Here is a 15087-nt window from a genome sequence, read left to right on the forward strand (position 1 = left end):
CAGGGGAATACCCTGTCTTTTTTTTGCTCCCTGTCTTTGTCATGATGACCTATGTTTGGTATGTATTACTAGATGTGGGATGGCCGGGCGCGTCCGCTGCCTGGTCGACATGATTCGAGTCCAGGAGGAGAACGGAGATGATTCGTCTGAACAAGTCCGCGGCGCTGCCGCTGGTCGGCTTGACCGGCTTCGAGACGCCGCTGAGCGAAGAGGAAAGCGCAATCCAGCACACGGTTCACCGCTTTGCGCGCGACGTGCTGCGGCCGATCGGCCGCGAGCTCGACCGGATGACGCCGGAGGAGGTGATCGCACCCGGCTCGCCGTACTGGGCCGCGATCGTCGAGAGTGCGAAGCTCGGGCTCGATCCGCAACTGATCGCGCAGTTTCCGCCAGAGACGGCCGTGCGCATCGAGTCGCTGATCGGCGAGGAACTCGGCTGGGGCGATTCGGGCCTCGCCGTATCGATCGGCGCCGCGACGATGCCGCTGATGATGGCGCAGACGGTCGGCAATCAGGAACTGATCGAGATGTGCGCTGGCAAGGTCGGCTGCTGGATGAACACGCAGCCCGATCGCGGGTCGGACGCGGCCATACTGTATCGGCAGGAACTCAGCGCGAACGGCAGGCAGCCGGTGGGCAACGTGTCCGCGAAGGTCGGCGCCGATGAAATCGTGATCAACGGGCAAAGCTCGGCGTGGATCTCGAACGGGTCGGTCGCGCAGGTCGCGCTCGCATACATGGCGGCCGACTACGGCGACGGGTTCTACGGCGAAGGCGAGCGCAGCGCATTCACGAACGGCATCGCGATGATCCTGCCGCTCGATCTGCCGGGCGTGTCGCGCGGCAAGCCGCTCGACAAGATCGGCCAGCGCGCGCTGCCGCAGGGCGAGATCTATTTCGACAACGTGAAGGTGCCGAAGCGCTTCGCGGTCGCGCTGAAGGACGACTATCTCGGCAACCTCGCTTCGACGTGGTCGTACGCCGGCACGCACATGTGCCAGGTGTTCGTCGGCGCGGCGCGCGCCGCGTTCGAACTGGCGCTCGCGTATTGCCACGAGCGCAAGCAGGGCGGCGCGCTGCTGATGGATCACCAGATGACGCACCTGCGCATCGGCGAGATGCTGCGCCGGCTGGAGATGGCGCGTGCGATCGCGCGCCGCAGCCTCGCGTTCTCGCGCCTGTCGCCGCAGAGCCATCCGTATGCAACCGCGCAGGCCAAGGTGAGCGTGACCGAGGAAGCGATGAAGATCACGCACGAGGCGTTCCAGCTGTTCGGCGGCAACGGCACCACGCGCGAGTTCCCGATCGAGAAGCTGTTCCGCGACGTGCGTTCGGCGCTGATCGAGGACGGCGAGAACTACGTGCTTGCGTTGCGCCTCGGTGTGCTGGCCGGGCAGCTCTATCAGAACGGCTGGACGCGCGAGTAAGCGGCGCCATGCGGCCGCGCTCCCGGCAGGACACCGCCGGGGCGCGGCGAAGTGCTGATCCGGATTCACGCGGCCGGCGTAACCGGCCCCGAACAGGCTTCCCGGCAGCACGACCGGCGCCGCCGGACGTCAGATTTGACCCAGCAGCACCAGCACGACGACGATGACGACGATCAGCCCGACCGTGCTCGATGGCCAGTAGCCCCAGCTTCGGCTGTGCGGCCATGTAGGAAATGCTCCGATGAGCAACAAAATCAGTATGACGATAAGGATGGTACCGAGCATCGCATCCCTCCTGGAACGTTGTCGACTTGACGGCGGTTGGCGCCGCAATTTGCGTGCCGCCGGGCGGCGTCTCACGAACGAGTCAGGCCGGGGCGGTTGAATTCATGAAATGAATACTGGTCGATTCAGAAAATAAATTTCAAAAATGCACCCCCGCTCGCTATGCTGAATCCTTCTGATCCGGCAGGCATGCGATGGCTGAACTCTTTCTGGTACGGCACGGGCAGGCGTCGTTCGGCACCGACGACTACGACCGGCTTTCCGCGGCCGGCGAGCAGCAGGGCGTCTGGCTCGGCGAATACTTCGCGCGGCAGGGCTTGGGGTTCGACCGCGTGATCTGCGGCACGCTGAACCGCCACGCGCAGACGGTCGACGCGATCCGGCGCGGGATGGGCCGCGAAGGTGTGCCGTACGACCGTCATCCGGGCCTGAACGAATACGATTTCCACGGGCTGTTCGCGGCGGCCGCCGGCGACTATCCGGAGATCGCGCGGCGCGCAGACGGATCGATGAAGGAATATTTCCGTGCGCTCCGGCAGGTGCTGCAACTTTGGTCCGAGGACAAGCTCGGCGATGCGGCCCCCGAGACCTGGGCGCAGTTCCAGCAGCGCGTCGCCGATGCGCGCGCCGCGATCCGCCACGGCGGCGGCCAGCGCGTGCTCGCGGTGAGCTCCGGCGGCCCGATCGCGGTCACCGTGCAGCAGGTGCTCGCGGCACCGCCGTCGAGCGCGATCGCGCTGAACCTGCAGATCCGCAACAGCAGTCTTTCGCAGTTTTTCTTCAACGCCGATGCGTTCCACCTCGCGTCGTTCAACGGCATCCCGCATCTGGAGGATCCCGAACGACTCGCGCTGCGAACCTACGGCTGACCCACGAATGATCGCGACGATGACGAACCCTTCCCAGCAACTCGACACTGCCCGCCTCACGCGCTATCTGGAAGCGCACGTGCCGGGCTTCGAAGGCCCGGTCGACACGGAGAAATTTGCCGGCGGCCAGTCGAATCCGACTTTCCTGCTGCACGCGAAGAGCGGCCGCTACGTGCTGCGCCGCCAGCCGCCGGGCGAACTGCTGAAATCCGCGCATGCGGTCGACCGCGAATTCCGCGTGCTGACCGCGCTGTCGGGCACCGCGGTGCCGGTCGCGCGTCCGTATCACCTGTGCGTCGACCGCGACGTGATCGGCAGCATGTTCTACGTGATGAGCTTCGAGGACGGCCGGATCTTCTGGGATCCCGCGCTGCCGGAACTGCCGAAGGCCGATCGCGCGGCGTGCTACGACGCGCTGCTGCGGACCATGGCCGCGTTGCACGACATCGATGTCGATGCGGTGGGCCTCGCCGACTACGGCCGCCCCGGCAACTACTTCGAGCGCCAGATCGGCGTATGGACGAAGCAGTATCGCGCGGCCGAAACCGGGCGCCTCGACGCGATGGAGACGCTGATCGACTGGCTGCCGAAGGCGTGCCCCGAGGACACGGGCCGGCCGGCGCTGGTGCACGGCGATTTCCGGATCGACAACCTGATGTTCGCGCGCGACGGCTATCGCGTGCAGGCCGTGCTCGACTGGGAACTGTCGACGCTCGGCAACCCGCTCGCCGATCTCGCGTATTTCTGCATGTGCCTGCGGCTGCCGTCCGGCGGGCAGGTGCGCGGCATCGCGGGCCTAGATCGCGCCGAACTCGGCGTGCCGGACGAAGCGGCGATCGTCGCGCGTTATTGCGAATTGCGCGGGATCGAGCCGATCCGCGACTGGCACTTCTATCTCGCGTTCAGTTTCTTCCGCCTCGCGGCGATCGCGCAGGGCGTGAAGGCGCGCGCGCTGCAGGGCAACGCGTCGAGCGAGCAAGCGCTGCGCGTCGGCGAAATGGCCGGGCGGCTGGCCGAACTGGCCGTCGGCGTGATCGACGCGCATCGCTGAAATCACTGAAATCGCTGACATCGCCGGGATCGCAGAACGGCGACACGACAAACCATCAATGGAGGAGCACAACGACATGGCAACGAATCTGTTCGACCTGACCGGCAAGATTGCGCTGGTGACGGGCGCGAGCCGCGGCATCGGCGAGGAAATCGCGAAGCTGCTTGCAGAGCAGGGCGCACACGTGATCGTGTCGAGCCGCAAGCTCGACGACTGCCGGGCCGTGGCCGACGCGATCGTCGCGGCAGGCGGCCGCGCCGAGGCGCTGGCCTGCCACGTCGGGCGGCTGGAAGATATCGCGGCGACGTTCGAGCATATCCGCGGCAAGCACGGGCGGCTCGACATCCTCGTGAACAACGCGGCCGCGAACCCGTATTTCGGGCACATCCTCGATACCGATCTCGCTGCGTACGAGAAGACCGTCGACGTGAACATCCGCGGCTACTTCTTCATGTCGGTCGAGGCCGGCAAGCTGATGAAGACGCACGGCGGCGGCGCGATCGTCAACACGGCGTCGGTGAACGCGCTGCAGCCGGGCGACCGGCAGGGCATCTACTCGATCACGAAGGCGGCGGTCGTCAACATGACGAAGGCGTTCGCGAAGGAATGCGGGCCGCTCGGCATCCGCGTGAACGCGCTGCTGCCGGGCCTGACGAAAACGAAGTTCGCGGGCGCGCTGTTCGCCGACAAGGACATCTACGAGAACTGGATGGCGAAGATCCCGCTGCGCCGTCACGCGGAGCCGCGCGAGATGGCCGGCACCGTGCTGTATCTCGTGTCGGATGCGGCGAGCTACACGAACGGCGAATGCATCGTCGTCGACGGCGGCCTGACGATCTGAGCGCACGATGAAAATCGACAGCTACGCCGGGCAGGCCGTGATGATCACCGGCGCCGCAAGCGGCTTCGGCGCGTTGCTCGCGAGCGAACTGGCCGCGATGGGCGCGCGGCTGGTACTCGGCGACCTGAACGGCGAAGCGCTCGAACGCGTCGCCGCGCCACTGCGCGCGGCCGGCGCCGACGTGATCGCGCAGCGCTGCGACGTGCGTGTCGAAGCGGACGTCGCGGCGCTGGTGCACGAAGCCGCCGCGCGTTTCGGGCGGCTCGACGTCGGCATCAACAACGCGGGCATCGCACCGCCGATGAAGGCGCTGATCGACACCGACGAAGCCGATCTCGACCTGAGCTTCGCGGTGAACGCGAAGGGCGTGTTCTTCGGGATGAAGCACCAGATCCGCCAGATGCTCGCGCAGCGCGAAGGCGTGATCCTGAACGTCGCGTCGATGGCCGGGCTCGGCGGCGCGCCGAAGCTGGCCGCGTACGCGGCGTCGAAGCATGCGGTGGTCGGGATCACGAAGACGGCCGCGCTCGAATACGCGCGCCACGGCATTCGCGTGAACGCGGTGTGCCCGTTCTACAGCACGACGCCGATGGTCACCGACAGCGATATCGGCGACCGCCAGGATTTTCTTGCGCAGGGCTCGCCGATGAAGCGGCTCGGCCGGCCTGACGAAATCGTCGCGACGATGCTGATGCTGTGCGCGAAGGAAAACACTTACCTGACCGGGCAGGCCGTCGCCGTCGACGGCGGTGTCTCGGCCTTCTGACCGAACCGAACACGGAATCTCGAGGAGTCGATCATGGACTTTGGCTACACCCCGAAAGTGGAAGAACTGCGTGAGCGCGTAAGCGCGTTCATGGACGCGCACATCGTGCCGCGCATCCGCCAGTGGAACGAGGAAGTGCAGGCGGGCCAGTATCCCGTGTCGTTCATGGAGGAACTGAAGGAACGCGCGAAGGCGGAGGGGCTGTGGAACCTGTTCCTGCCGCACCTGAAGGGCGACGAGCCCGGCACGGGCCTGACGAACCTCGAATACGCGCCGCTCGCCGAGATCATGGGGCGTGTGAGCTGGGCGTCGGAGGTGTTCAACTGCAATGCGCCGGACACGGGCAACATGGAGCTGCTGCACATGTTCGCGACGCCCGAGCAGCGCGAGCAGTGGCTGCTGCCGCTGCTGCGCGGCGAGATCCGTTCGGCGTTCGCGATGACGGAGCCCGACGTGGCGTCGTCGGATGCGACGAACATCACGACGCGCATCGAGCGCGCGGGCGACGAGTACGTGATCAACGGCCGCAAGTGGTTCATCACGAACGCCGCGCATCCGAACTGCAAGATCTTCATCGTGATGGGCAAGACCGATCCCGACGCCGAGTCGCACCAGCAGCAGAGCATGATCCTCGTGCCGCGCGACACGCCGGGCGTGACGGTCGTGCGCAACATCACGGTGGTCAATCACCATGCACCGGAAGGGCACTGCGAGATCACGTTCGACAACGTGCGCGTGCCGGCGCGCAACCTGCTCGGCGACGAAGGCAGCGGCTTCGCGCTCGCGCAGGCACGCCTCGGGCCGGGCCGCATCCATCACTGCATGCGTTCGATCGGCGCGGCCGAGCTCGCGCTGGAGCTGATGGTCGATCGCGCGCAGTCGCGCGTCGCGTTCGGCAAGCCGCTGAACCGGCACGGCACCGTCGGCGAATGGATCGCGCGCTCGCGCATCGAGATCGACCAGGCGCGCCTGCTGGTGCTGAAGGCCGCGTGGATGATCGACAAGGTCGGCGCGAAGGCCGCGCGCAAGGAAATCTCGATGATCAAGGCGCTCGTGCCGACCGTGTATACGGACGTCTGCGACCGCGCGATGCAGGTGTTCGGCGCGGCGGGGTTGAGCCCCGATACGCCGCTCGCCGATCTGTGGACCTGGGGCCGCGCGCTGCGCTTCGCCGACGGCCCGGACGAGGTGCACCTGCAGGCGATCGCGCGGATGGAGATCAAGGACGGCGAGCCGGGTTCGACCGCGCCTTACCTGACGCCGCCGCCGCGCGGTTGAGTGGTGCGCCGGGATGCGCAACGCGTCTGGTGCCGCTCGCGGAGCCGGCATGGACGAACGAATGGCGCACGCCGTAAGATGCCGGCAAGGAGATCCGGCGATGCGCCTTTCGAAGATTGATCTGAACCTGTTCGTCGTATTCGAGGCGATCTACAACAAGCGCAACCTGACGCGGGCGGCCGAGGTGCTGAACCTCACGCAGCCGGCCGTCAGCAACGCGCTGGCGCGGCTGCGCAAGACGCTGAACGATCCGCTGTTCGTCAGCACGCCGGCCGGGATGATGCCGACGCCGATGGCCGAGAACATCGTCGGCCGCGTGCGCGAGGCGCTGCAGCTGCTCGATTCGAGCGCGCACGAAGGCGACGTGTTCGATCCCGCATCGTCGGCGCGCGTGTTCCGGCTCAGCATGAGCGACCTGACCGAAGCGCTGCTGCTGCCGGCGCTCGGTGAACTGCTGCAAACGCATGCGCCCGGCATGCACGTGCGCAGCTATACGATGGACCGCCGCGAAGTGGCCACCGCGCTCGCGAACGGCTCGGTCGACATCGCGATCGACGCGCCGCTGATCGGCGATCCGCATCTGCACCAGGCGCTGCTCGTGCGCGACCGCTACGCGTGCATGATCCGCGACGACCACCCGTTCAAGGGCAACACGCTGACCATGGACGACTACCTGTCGATGGGGCACATCCACGTGTCGAGCCGCCGCAAGGGCAGCGGGCACGTCGACGCGGAACTGACCCGCCTCGGGTTGCGCCGCAACATCCAGATGCGCGTGCAGCACTACATGGTCGCGCCGCTGATTGCGATGCGCGGCGATCTCGCGCTGACGGCGCCGCTGCGGCTGCTGCAGCGCTATCCGGCGCGGATCCTCGAACTGCCGTTCGAGATGCCGGGTCTCGAATACTTCTGCTACTGGCATCGCAGCGCCGATCAGGACCAGGGCAGCCGGTGGCTGCGCGAACAGTTGATGACGCTGATGGGCGGGATGGGCGAGCCGCAGTGACGCTCGACGTTCTGCGGGTATAGCGCGTGCGCGCTTAAAACGGATCGTCGTCGAAGCGGGAGGAAGCCGGCCGGCGCTTCATGTCCTTCAGCCAGTCCCGGACGTTTTCCGGATCGTCGAATTCGCGCAGCGCCACGGTCAGGTCGTGGTTGCTGCGCTGCATGCCGGCAATGTCGCGCGTGAGCATGCGCATCACGGTATCGGGTGCCACCTTGACTGACGACGCGATTCCGTACGTCCGCCGGAAACCAGTCTCGACGTGCAGGATCTCCTGATCCAGCTCGTGGATCTGTTCCTCCAGGATGCCGTTGTAGCGCGCCAGCCGATCTTCACCGAGGCCGGCGATCGCGCGCCGGTCGATCTGCTCGATCTCCAGTTGCAGCTCCAGCAGTTGCAGGAGATTGCCCTTCGCATAAGCGTGGTTGACCCGCTGCATCAGCACCGTCTTGCGTTGCTGTTCACGGGGATCGGTTTCGCGATCGGGATGCAGCACGCTCGCGAGCTTGCGATAGACCTCGCGGATCGACTTGCTCGATTCGGCCTGCTCGGCTTCGAGTTTGGCTGCCGCGGCCGATTGCCGGGGTGCTTTCTTGCGCTTCGCGCGCTGTGCTTCGCGGGCCTCGTGGGCGGCCATGTCGCGCTTGAACTGTTCGTCCTGTTCGGCTTGCATGCGCTCGATCAGTTCGTCGGGCGATAGCGTGTCGAGGTCGTCTGCCGGTTCAATGCGCGGCATCGGCTCCGGTTCCGGCTTCATCTGCTCGAGATCGGCCGCTGCGTTGCCTTCGTTGTCGGATGCGCTGTGCCGGTTGTAGATGACTTTCAGCTGCGCGTCGTCGCTGACGTCGAGCAGGTTGCGAGCCATATCGGCGATCAGTGCGGACAGCGTGCGCTGCTCGGCCTTGCTCAAACCCTTCTGCAGGAACGCGTCGTCGAGCAGATTGAGCAAGCTGATCCGCAACGCCGTCGATGCCTGTTCGAGCGGCAACAGCCCGTCGACGAATTTTTTCTGGAAGACCGGCATGACGGCTTCCCACGCACCGAGATGTTCGCGCCGCTTTTCGATTTGCTCGACGAGCGTGTTGAACGCCTTCTGGGCTTTCGACAGGCTGGCTGTCTCGTGGCTGGGCGCGATGACGACCGCGGCTCCGCGACGTGCGGTCATGATTGATGTCCTCCGGCCGCGGCAGGAGGCGCGGCAGGCCGGTATTTTAGCCGGACGGGCGTTCCTCCGGCTTCCGGTTCCGTGCTTGCGTCGTATCGGGTGCCTGGCCGCCCGGGCGACAGCGAGCAACGCTACGTGCCATGGAGGTCCCGGTCGCCGGCGGCCCGGAAGGGTCTGCTCCTCAGAAACGACCGGCAGCGCGTTATTGCCTTACCGGCGCAACCGCCGGCGCGCCCGAATCCGAGCCCGCTGCGCCGTTCGCCCCGTAGGCTGCTTCCGCGCTCTTGCGTTCGGCGAGGCGCTTGGCGGCCAGGCGTTCCTGCGCGGCGACGATATCGCCCGGATAGTTGTCGCCGTCGCCGGCAATCGGCTCGTAGCCGACCGATTCGAGGTCGAGCAGTTCCTGGCGCACTTGTGCGCGCGTGAGCGTCGAGTGCGACGATTGCGCGTACGACGCGGCCGGTGCGGCGAGAAGAGCGGTGGCGGTAGCGGCGACAGTGGCGATGGTGACGATGATGGATTTCACGGTTTCCTCAGACGATTGCGTTGCGGTTCGGCGCGAATTTGCTTCGCTGAACCGACGAGACAAGTTTAGGAACCCGGACCGGCCGGATAAATGGCGATTCCTGACCAACTGTGTTCCTGAATGAGTCAGAGTGAGTGATGCGTGCGCAACACGACGAAGATCGACGTCACGTGGAGGAGAGGTTGCGGTGGCGTGCGCAGCGCCGTTGCATCAGTCGCCGAACAACTGCCCCTGCCCGGAGATCACGCGTTCGAAATCGTCGCGCAGGAACGGCAGGATCGCATCGGCGACGGGCTGCAACTGGCGGCTCAGGTAGAACGCGTAGTCGATCGGCGAACGCATCGTTTCGAGCGGCTCGGGGCCGGCCGTCGTCATCACGTAGCTGATCCAGCCGCCGCGCTGGTACTGCATCGGCCGGCCTTGCGCCTGGTTGAACTCGTCGGCGATCCGCGCCGCGCGCACATGCGGCGGCACGTTGCGCTCGTACTCGCGCAGCGGCCGGCGCACGCGCTTGCGGTAGACGAGCTGGTCGTCGAATTCGCCGGCGAGCGTGCGCTGCACGTAATCGCGAATGAAATCCTGGTACGGCTCGCGTCTGAACACGCGCCGGTACAGCTCGCGCTGGAACTGCTGCGCGAGCGGCGTCCAGTCGGTACGCACCGTTTCGAGCCCCTTGAAGACGAGGTCCTCGCCGCCGTCGGCCGTCGCCGCGAGGCCCGCGTAGCGCTTCTTGCTGCCTTCTTCCGCACCGCGCACGGTCGGCATCAGGAACCGGCGGTAATGCCGCTCGTATTGCAGTTCCAGCGCGCTTTCGAGCCCGAAGTGGTCGCGCAGGTGCGCGTGCCACCAGCGGTTCACGTGCTCGACGAGCGCGCGGCCCTTGGTGCCGGCTTCGTCGTCGTCGTGCGCGCGACCGAGCCACACGAACGTCGAATCGGTATCGCCGTAGATTACTTCGTAACCCTGAGCTTCGATCAGCTCGCGCGTGCGGTGCATGATCTCGTGGCCGCGCATCGTGATCGACGACGCGAGGCGCGGGTCGAAGAAGCGGCAGCCCGTCGAGCCGAGCACGCCGTAGAACGAATTCATGATGATCTTCAGCGCCTGCGACAACGGCGCGTTGCGCTGGCGCTTCGCGTCGTCGCGGCCTTCCCACACGCGGCGCACGATATCGGGCAGGCAGTGCGCGGTGCGCGAGAAGCGCGCGCCGAGAAAACCCGGCACCGACGCGTCGTCGCCGGGGTTCGCGAGCCCTTCGATCAGCCCGACGGGATCGATCAGGAACGTGCGGATGATCGACGGATAGAGGCTCTTGTAGTCGAATACGAGCACCGAGTCGTACAGCCCGGGGCGCGAATCCATCACGAAGCCGCCGGGGCTGTTCTGCCCCGTCACGTCGCCGAGGTTCGGTGCGACATAGCCGAGCCTGTGCATGCGCGGCAGGTACAGGTGCGTGAACGCCGCGACCGAGCCGCCGGTGCGATCGGCCGCGAGCCCCGTGACGCTCGCGCGTTCGAGCGCGAAGGACAGCAGGTCGGCCTTGTCGAAGATGCGCGTGACGAGCTCGCAGTCCTTCAGGTTGTAGTGCGCGAGCGCGGGCTTGTCGTGGTCGAAGCGGCGCTGGATCTCGTCCATCCGCTGGTACGGGTTGTCGATCGACTTGCCTTCGCCGAGCAGCGCTTGCGACACGTATTCGAGGCTGAACGACGGGAACGTCCACGTCGCGGATTTCAGCATGTCGATGCCGTCGAGGATCAGCCGGCCGGCCGCGCCCGCGAAGAAGTGGTCGGGCTGCTGGCCGTGCGCGCGCCAGTCGAGCACGCTGCCGCCGCGCCCGAGCTTCAGCGGCACGCCGTATTGCTCCGCGTGCGCATGCAGGATGCGCAGGTCGAACTGCACGAGGTTCCAGCCGATCACCGCATCGGGATCGTGTTCGTCGAACCAGTCGTTCAGCCGCGCGAGCATCGCGGGCCGGCTGTCGCAGTAGTCGAGGCGGAAGTCGATGGCGCTCGCGTCGGCATCGCCGTTCGGCGGCCCGAGCATGTAGACCTGCCGTTGGCCGCAGCCCTCGAGCGCGATCGAATACAGCTCGCCGTGCACGCTGGTTTCGATGTCGAGCGACACGCAGCGCAGCGCCGGCCGGTAGCCGGTCGCGGGTTTCAGCTCGCCGCCGGTCAGCGTGCCGTCGTTGCCGGGTTGGCCGCGAAACTGCACGCATGCCGTGATGAAGCGCTCCATCGCGTAGCGGTCGGGCGGCTGCACATCGGCTTCGTAGACGTCGACGCCGGCCGCCGCGAGGCGCTTCTGGAGCCCGGACAGGTGGCGATAGCGCCGGCAATAGAGACCGACGACCGGGCGCCGGCTGAAATCGCGCAATGCGAGCGGGCGCAATTCCGCATCGCGTTCGCCGGCCAGCGTGCGTTCGGCGAGCGCCTGCTGTTGGACCGGAATGAACGCGACGGCTTCCTGCGGGCGCAACCGCACGCGGCGCGGACCGTGTTCGGTTGCCAGCCAGAACTCGATCTCGATACCGGTCGCGGTGTCCCGCCAGTGGCGGGTGAGGATGAAACCCTGCTCGAACGCAGTCAAAACGCTTGCTCGTCGTGGATGCCCAGGCGGCGGATTTTAGCGCTTGGGCGGGGTCCGTGCCTGACGCGGGCATGGACGAAATGGGGATGGAGCGATATCGGTTTATTGACTGATCTGTCCATAACGCCTATTCTGCGGCAATGGTGAGACCACGTGAATTCGATCGGGACGAGGCACTGGAGCGCGCGTTGCGCGTGTTCTGGGAGAAGGGCTATGCCGCGACGTCCACTGACGACCTGCTGAGTGCGATGCAGATCGGCAGGCAGAGCCTCTATAACGCGTTCGGCGACAAGCGCAGGCTGTACGTCGAAGCGCTCGAACGCTACCAGTCGGACAGCGTGTCGGGCCACGTCGCACGCCTGACGGCGCCGGCGTCCGCGATCGCGGGTATCGAGGCGCTGCTGCTCGGCGTGATCGCCGGCAACGCGGCCGAGCGCGTGCTCGGCTGCATGGGCGTCAATGCGATCTGCGAATTCGGCACGGCCGATCCCGAGCTGGCCGAGCTGCGCGAGAAAGCCGGTGGGATGCTGCACAAGCAGATCGTCGCGCGCGTCCGCGAAGGGCAGGACGCGGGCGAGATCGACCGTGCAATCGATGCGCGCGAGGCCGCGAGTTTCATCCTGACGACGATGCAGGGTATCCAGCTCGGCGCGCGTGCCGGGTCGAAGCTGCAGGCGTTGCGCGCGACCGCGGAATTCGCGGCCGATCGCCTCAGGGCGCGCTGATACCGATACACGCAAGACAACGCGCCGGCACGGCTGCCGGCGTTTTTTCGGGTACTTATTGACTGATCAGTCCATAAAGGAGCGAATCATGACAGGCATTTCCGGCGGCGCACGCAAGGCCGCGATCGTATTCGGCGGCTCGCGCGGGATCGGCGCGGCCATCGCCCGGCGGCTTGCGGCCGACGGCGCGGATGTCGCGTTCACCTACGTCTCGGCGCCCGAGCGCGCGCAGGAAACCGCTGCCGCGATCGAAGCGAGCGGGCGGGCTGCGCTGGCGATCCGGGCCGACAGCGCGAACGCGGACGAGATCCGCCAGGCCGTCGCGCAGGCGGTCGGGCGCTTCGGGCGGCTCGATGTCGTCGTGGTCAATGCGGGCATCCTGAAGCTGGGCGACGTGGCCGAGGTCAGCGTCGACGATCTCGACCGGATGCTGGCGGTCAACGTGCGGGGCGTGTTCCTGGCCGTCCAGGCCGGCGCCGCGCACCTGACGCACGGCGGCCGGATCGTCACGATCGGCAGCAACACGGCCGTGCGCAGCGGGCATCCGGGGTCGAGCGTCTATTCGATGACGAAGGCCGCGGTGGCCGTGATGGTCAAGGGCGTCGCCGTCGATCTCGCACCGCGCGGGATCACGATCAACAACGTGCAGCCGGGGCCGGTCGAGACCGACATGACGGCCGATCACCTCGACCGGATTCGCCCGCTGATTCCGCTGCGGCGGGCCGGCAGCCCGGACGAGATTGCATCGCTGGTGGCATGGCTCGCGAGTGCCGAATCGGGATACATGACGGGATCGAGCCTGACGATCGACGGCGGGATGGCGTTGTAGCGCGATGCGCTCCGGAGCGGACGGGATCGGGGCAGTGCGACTACGCTGCGCGATGCCGCAGGATAGCCCCGTCACTCCTTCGGCAGCAAATACGCTTGCCGCGCGAACAGCCGCCATCCGTCCGGATGCCGCTTCCACACCTGCAGCACGCCGATATGCGCGGTGCTCGTCTTGCCGTCCGGCAGGTTGTTGACGGAATCGAACGTATGGCGCACCCATGCGCTGTCGCCGCTCACCGTCACCGTCTGGCCCGACAGTGCGATCGACTGGAACGCGTGCGTGCCGTCGAGCGTCTTCAGGAATGCGGCGCGGTCCTGCAACTGGCCGGACGAGTGGCCATAGGTGAGATCGTCCTCGACGAGCGTGCGCAGCGCGGCGCCGTTGCTGTCGAGCATCGCGACGCGCAGGCGCTCGACCGCATGCGCGACGCGCTCGGCATCGGCATCGGCGGCGTGAGCGGCGGCGCTTCCGGCAAGCAGCGCGGCAACGGCGACGAAACGGGCAGCGGCGCCGAAGCGCTTGAGCAATGACATGGCGAACGGATTTCCTGTGACGGGAGTGGGGAACGACGTCAAAAGCGCATCACACATGGCCTTCATGCTCGATCGGGCTTCCATGCGCGGGCCGTGCGGCCATCGACGGCAGCGACGCACCGCTTGCCCGCGCCGCCCGCCGCGCCCACATCGCCGTCAGAATCGGCACGAGGATCGCCGTGACGAGGCACGCAGTCGCGACGATCGCGGTCGCGGCCGGCACCATCGGTTTGAACTTCGGAATCATCTCGCCGATGATCGCCGGGTTCGCGACCGCTGCGCCGGCCGTCGATGACGCAGCAAGACCCGCCGTGCCGTTGCCGCCGCCGACGAATTTGTCGGCAAGAATCAACGGCACACCCGTCACGACGATCACCGCGAGCCCGAGCGCGATGCCCGGCAGGCCGCTTTTCGCGATCACGTTGAGATCGATGCCGTTGCCGAGCGCGAAGCCGAAGAACGGGATCAGCGGATGCACGCAGCGCCCGAACAGCTCGCGCAGGTCCGCATCGAGATTGCCGAGCGTGAAGCCGATCACGAACGGCAGCACCGCGCCGACGAACAGCCGCGTCTCGAACACCGCGACGCCGGCCGCGCCGAGGATCAGCATGCTGACGAGCGGCCCCGATTCGATCGACATCAGCACGAACGCGCCGGCTTCCTCCTTGCTGCCGTACTGCTGCATCACGGCCGCATAGAGGCCGCCGTTGGTCATGTCCATCGACGTCGTGATCGCGAGCAGCGACAGGCCCGCGAACAGGCCCGTCCGGATGCCGTCGTCGGGGATGAACCGCGCAGCGATCAACGTCGCGAGCCACGCGACCAGGATCTTCGTCGCGAGCAGCGTGCCCGATTTGCGCAGCACGACGCCCGTCGCGCGCAGGTTGATCGTCGCACCCATGCAGAAGAACCATACGGCGAGGATCGGCACCGTGCCCGCGATCAGGCCGTTGGTGAACGAGCCGAAGTACTTCCCGGCGTTCGGTGCGAACGTATGCACGCACGCGCCGAGCAGCATCGGGACCAGCATGAGCCCGCCGGGAATGCGGTCGATGGCCTGTTTCAGCTTCACGTCTCCTCCGTGGACGTCGATGCGTCCCGTTGTCAAATGATGTCTGCTGACTGACTATAGGACATGATTCGGAACGTCGGTCCGTTTTTATGAATTTGTCGGGTAGTCGTATACCCGTAACTTCATAA

General features: G+C 66.5%; 15 protein-coding genes. 9 read left to right on the forward strand and 6 right to left on the reverse strand.

Going from position 1 to position 15087, the window contains the following annotated elements; translation table 11 throughout:
* The first annotated feature begins 137 nt into the window (after positions 1-137).
* Entirely contained in the window at positions 138-1427 is a 1290-nt protein-coding gene (locus MRS60_RS27320) for an acyl-CoA dehydrogenase family protein (protein ID WP_243565939.1), read from the forward strand.
* A gap of 129 nt (positions 1428-1556) precedes the next feature.
* On the opposite strand, the gene MRS60_RS27325 is transcribed toward MRS60_RS27320, so the two are convergent.
* Positions 1557-1712, reverse strand: a complete 156-nt coding sequence (locus tag MRS60_RS27325; RefSeq protein WP_072438058.1) for a DUF3309 family protein — start codon at positions 1710-1712, stop codon at positions 1557-1559.
* A gap of 194 nt (positions 1713-1906) precedes the next feature.
* Here MRS60_RS27325 and MRS60_RS27330 point away from each other — a divergent pair, with 194 nt between their 5' ends.
* The 6 genes from MRS60_RS27330 to MRS60_RS27355 all read left to right on the forward strand — a co-directional run bounded on the left by MRS60_RS27330 (position 1907) and on the right by MRS60_RS27355 (position 7523).
* Positions 1907-2581, forward strand: coding sequence for a histidine phosphatase family protein (locus tag MRS60_RS27330; RefSeq protein ID WP_243565940.1), 675 nt, complete (start codon positions 1907-1909; stop codon positions 2579-2581).
* A gap of 19 nt (positions 2582-2600) precedes the next feature.
* Positions 2601-3632 carry a phosphotransferase gene (locus MRS60_RS27335; RefSeq protein ID WP_243565941.1) on the forward strand — a complete coding sequence of 344 codons (1032 nt, stop codon included), beginning with the start codon at positions 2601-2603 and terminating at the stop codon, positions 3630-3632.
* A gap of 76 nt (positions 3633-3708) precedes the next feature.
* A complete protein-coding gene (locus MRS60_RS27340; protein WP_111020410.1) occupies positions 3709-4473 on the forward strand; it encodes an SDR family oxidoreductase in 765 nt (254 codons plus the stop codon).
* A 7-nt stretch (positions 4474-4480) separates the two neighbouring features.
* A complete protein-coding gene (locus tag MRS60_RS27345; protein ID WP_243565942.1) occupies positions 4481-5239 on the forward strand; it encodes an SDR family NAD(P)-dependent oxidoreductase in 759 nt (252 codons plus the stop codon).
* Between the two features lie 33 nt (positions 5240-5272).
* Positions 5273-6517, forward strand: coding sequence for an acyl-CoA dehydrogenase family protein (locus MRS60_RS27350; protein WP_105391798.1), 1245 nt, complete (start codon positions 5273-5275; stop codon positions 6515-6517).
* A gap of 100 nt (positions 6518-6617) precedes the next feature.
* Positions 6618-7523, forward strand: a complete 906-nt coding sequence (locus MRS60_RS27355; protein ID WP_105391797.1) for a LysR family transcriptional regulator — start codon at positions 6618-6620, stop codon at positions 7521-7523.
* A gap of 34 nt (positions 7524-7557) precedes the next feature.
* On the opposite strand, the gene MRS60_RS27360 is transcribed toward MRS60_RS27355, so the two are convergent.
* The 3 genes from MRS60_RS27360 to MRS60_RS27370 form a co-directional block, all read right to left on the reverse strand.
* Positions 7558-8685 carry a J domain-containing protein gene (locus MRS60_RS27360; protein ID WP_243566831.1) on the reverse strand — a complete coding sequence of 376 codons (1128 nt, stop codon included), beginning with the start codon at positions 8683-8685 and terminating at the stop codon, positions 7558-7560.
* 202 nt (positions 8686-8887) lie between these two features.
* On the reverse strand, positions 8888-9211 hold the full coding sequence (locus MRS60_RS27365) for a DUF4148 domain-containing protein (RefSeq protein ID WP_034181049.1): 324 nt from the start codon (positions 9209-9211) through the stop codon (positions 8888-8890).
* 210 nt (positions 9212-9421) lie between these two features.
* Complete coding sequence (locus MRS60_RS27370) at positions 9422-11800, reverse strand: DNA polymerase II (RefSeq protein ID WP_243565943.1); 2379 nt, start codon at positions 11798-11800, stop codon at positions 9422-9424.
* Between the two features lie 140 nt (positions 11801-11940).
* On the opposite strand from MRS60_RS27370, the gene MRS60_RS27375 reads away from it, so the two are divergent.
* Together MRS60_RS27375 and MRS60_RS27380 are read left to right on the forward strand one after the other, a co-directional pair.
* On the forward strand, positions 11941-12525 hold the full coding sequence (locus tag MRS60_RS27375; RefSeq protein ID WP_243565944.1) for a TetR/AcrR family transcriptional regulator: 585 nt from the start codon (positions 11941-11943) through the stop codon (positions 12523-12525).
* Between the two features lie 88 nt (positions 12526-12613).
* Entirely contained in the window at positions 12614-13354 is a 741-nt protein-coding gene (locus MRS60_RS27380) for an SDR family oxidoreductase (RefSeq protein ID WP_243565945.1), read from the forward strand.
* Positions 13355-13425: 71 nt separating this feature from the next.
* On the opposite strand, the gene MRS60_RS27385 is transcribed toward MRS60_RS27380, so the two are convergent.
* Together MRS60_RS27385 and kdgT are read right to left on the reverse strand one after the other, a co-directional pair.
* Positions 13426-13887 (reverse strand): nuclear transport factor 2 family protein, encoded by a 462-nt coding sequence (locus tag MRS60_RS27385; protein WP_034181052.1) that lies wholly within the window; start codon positions 13885-13887, stop codon positions 13426-13428.
* Positions 13888-13936: 49 nt separating this feature from the next.
* Positions 13937-14959, reverse strand: coding sequence for a 2-keto-3-deoxygluconate transporter (gene kdgT, locus MRS60_RS27390; RefSeq protein WP_243565946.1), 1023 nt, complete (start codon positions 14957-14959; stop codon positions 13937-13939).
* Positions 14960-15087: the final 128 nt, after the last annotated feature.

Source organism: Burkholderia pyrrocinia (genome assembly GCF_022809715.1).
Classification (GTDB): Bacteria; Pseudomonadota; Gammaproteobacteria; order Burkholderiales; family Burkholderiaceae; genus Burkholderia; species Burkholderia pyrrocinia_C.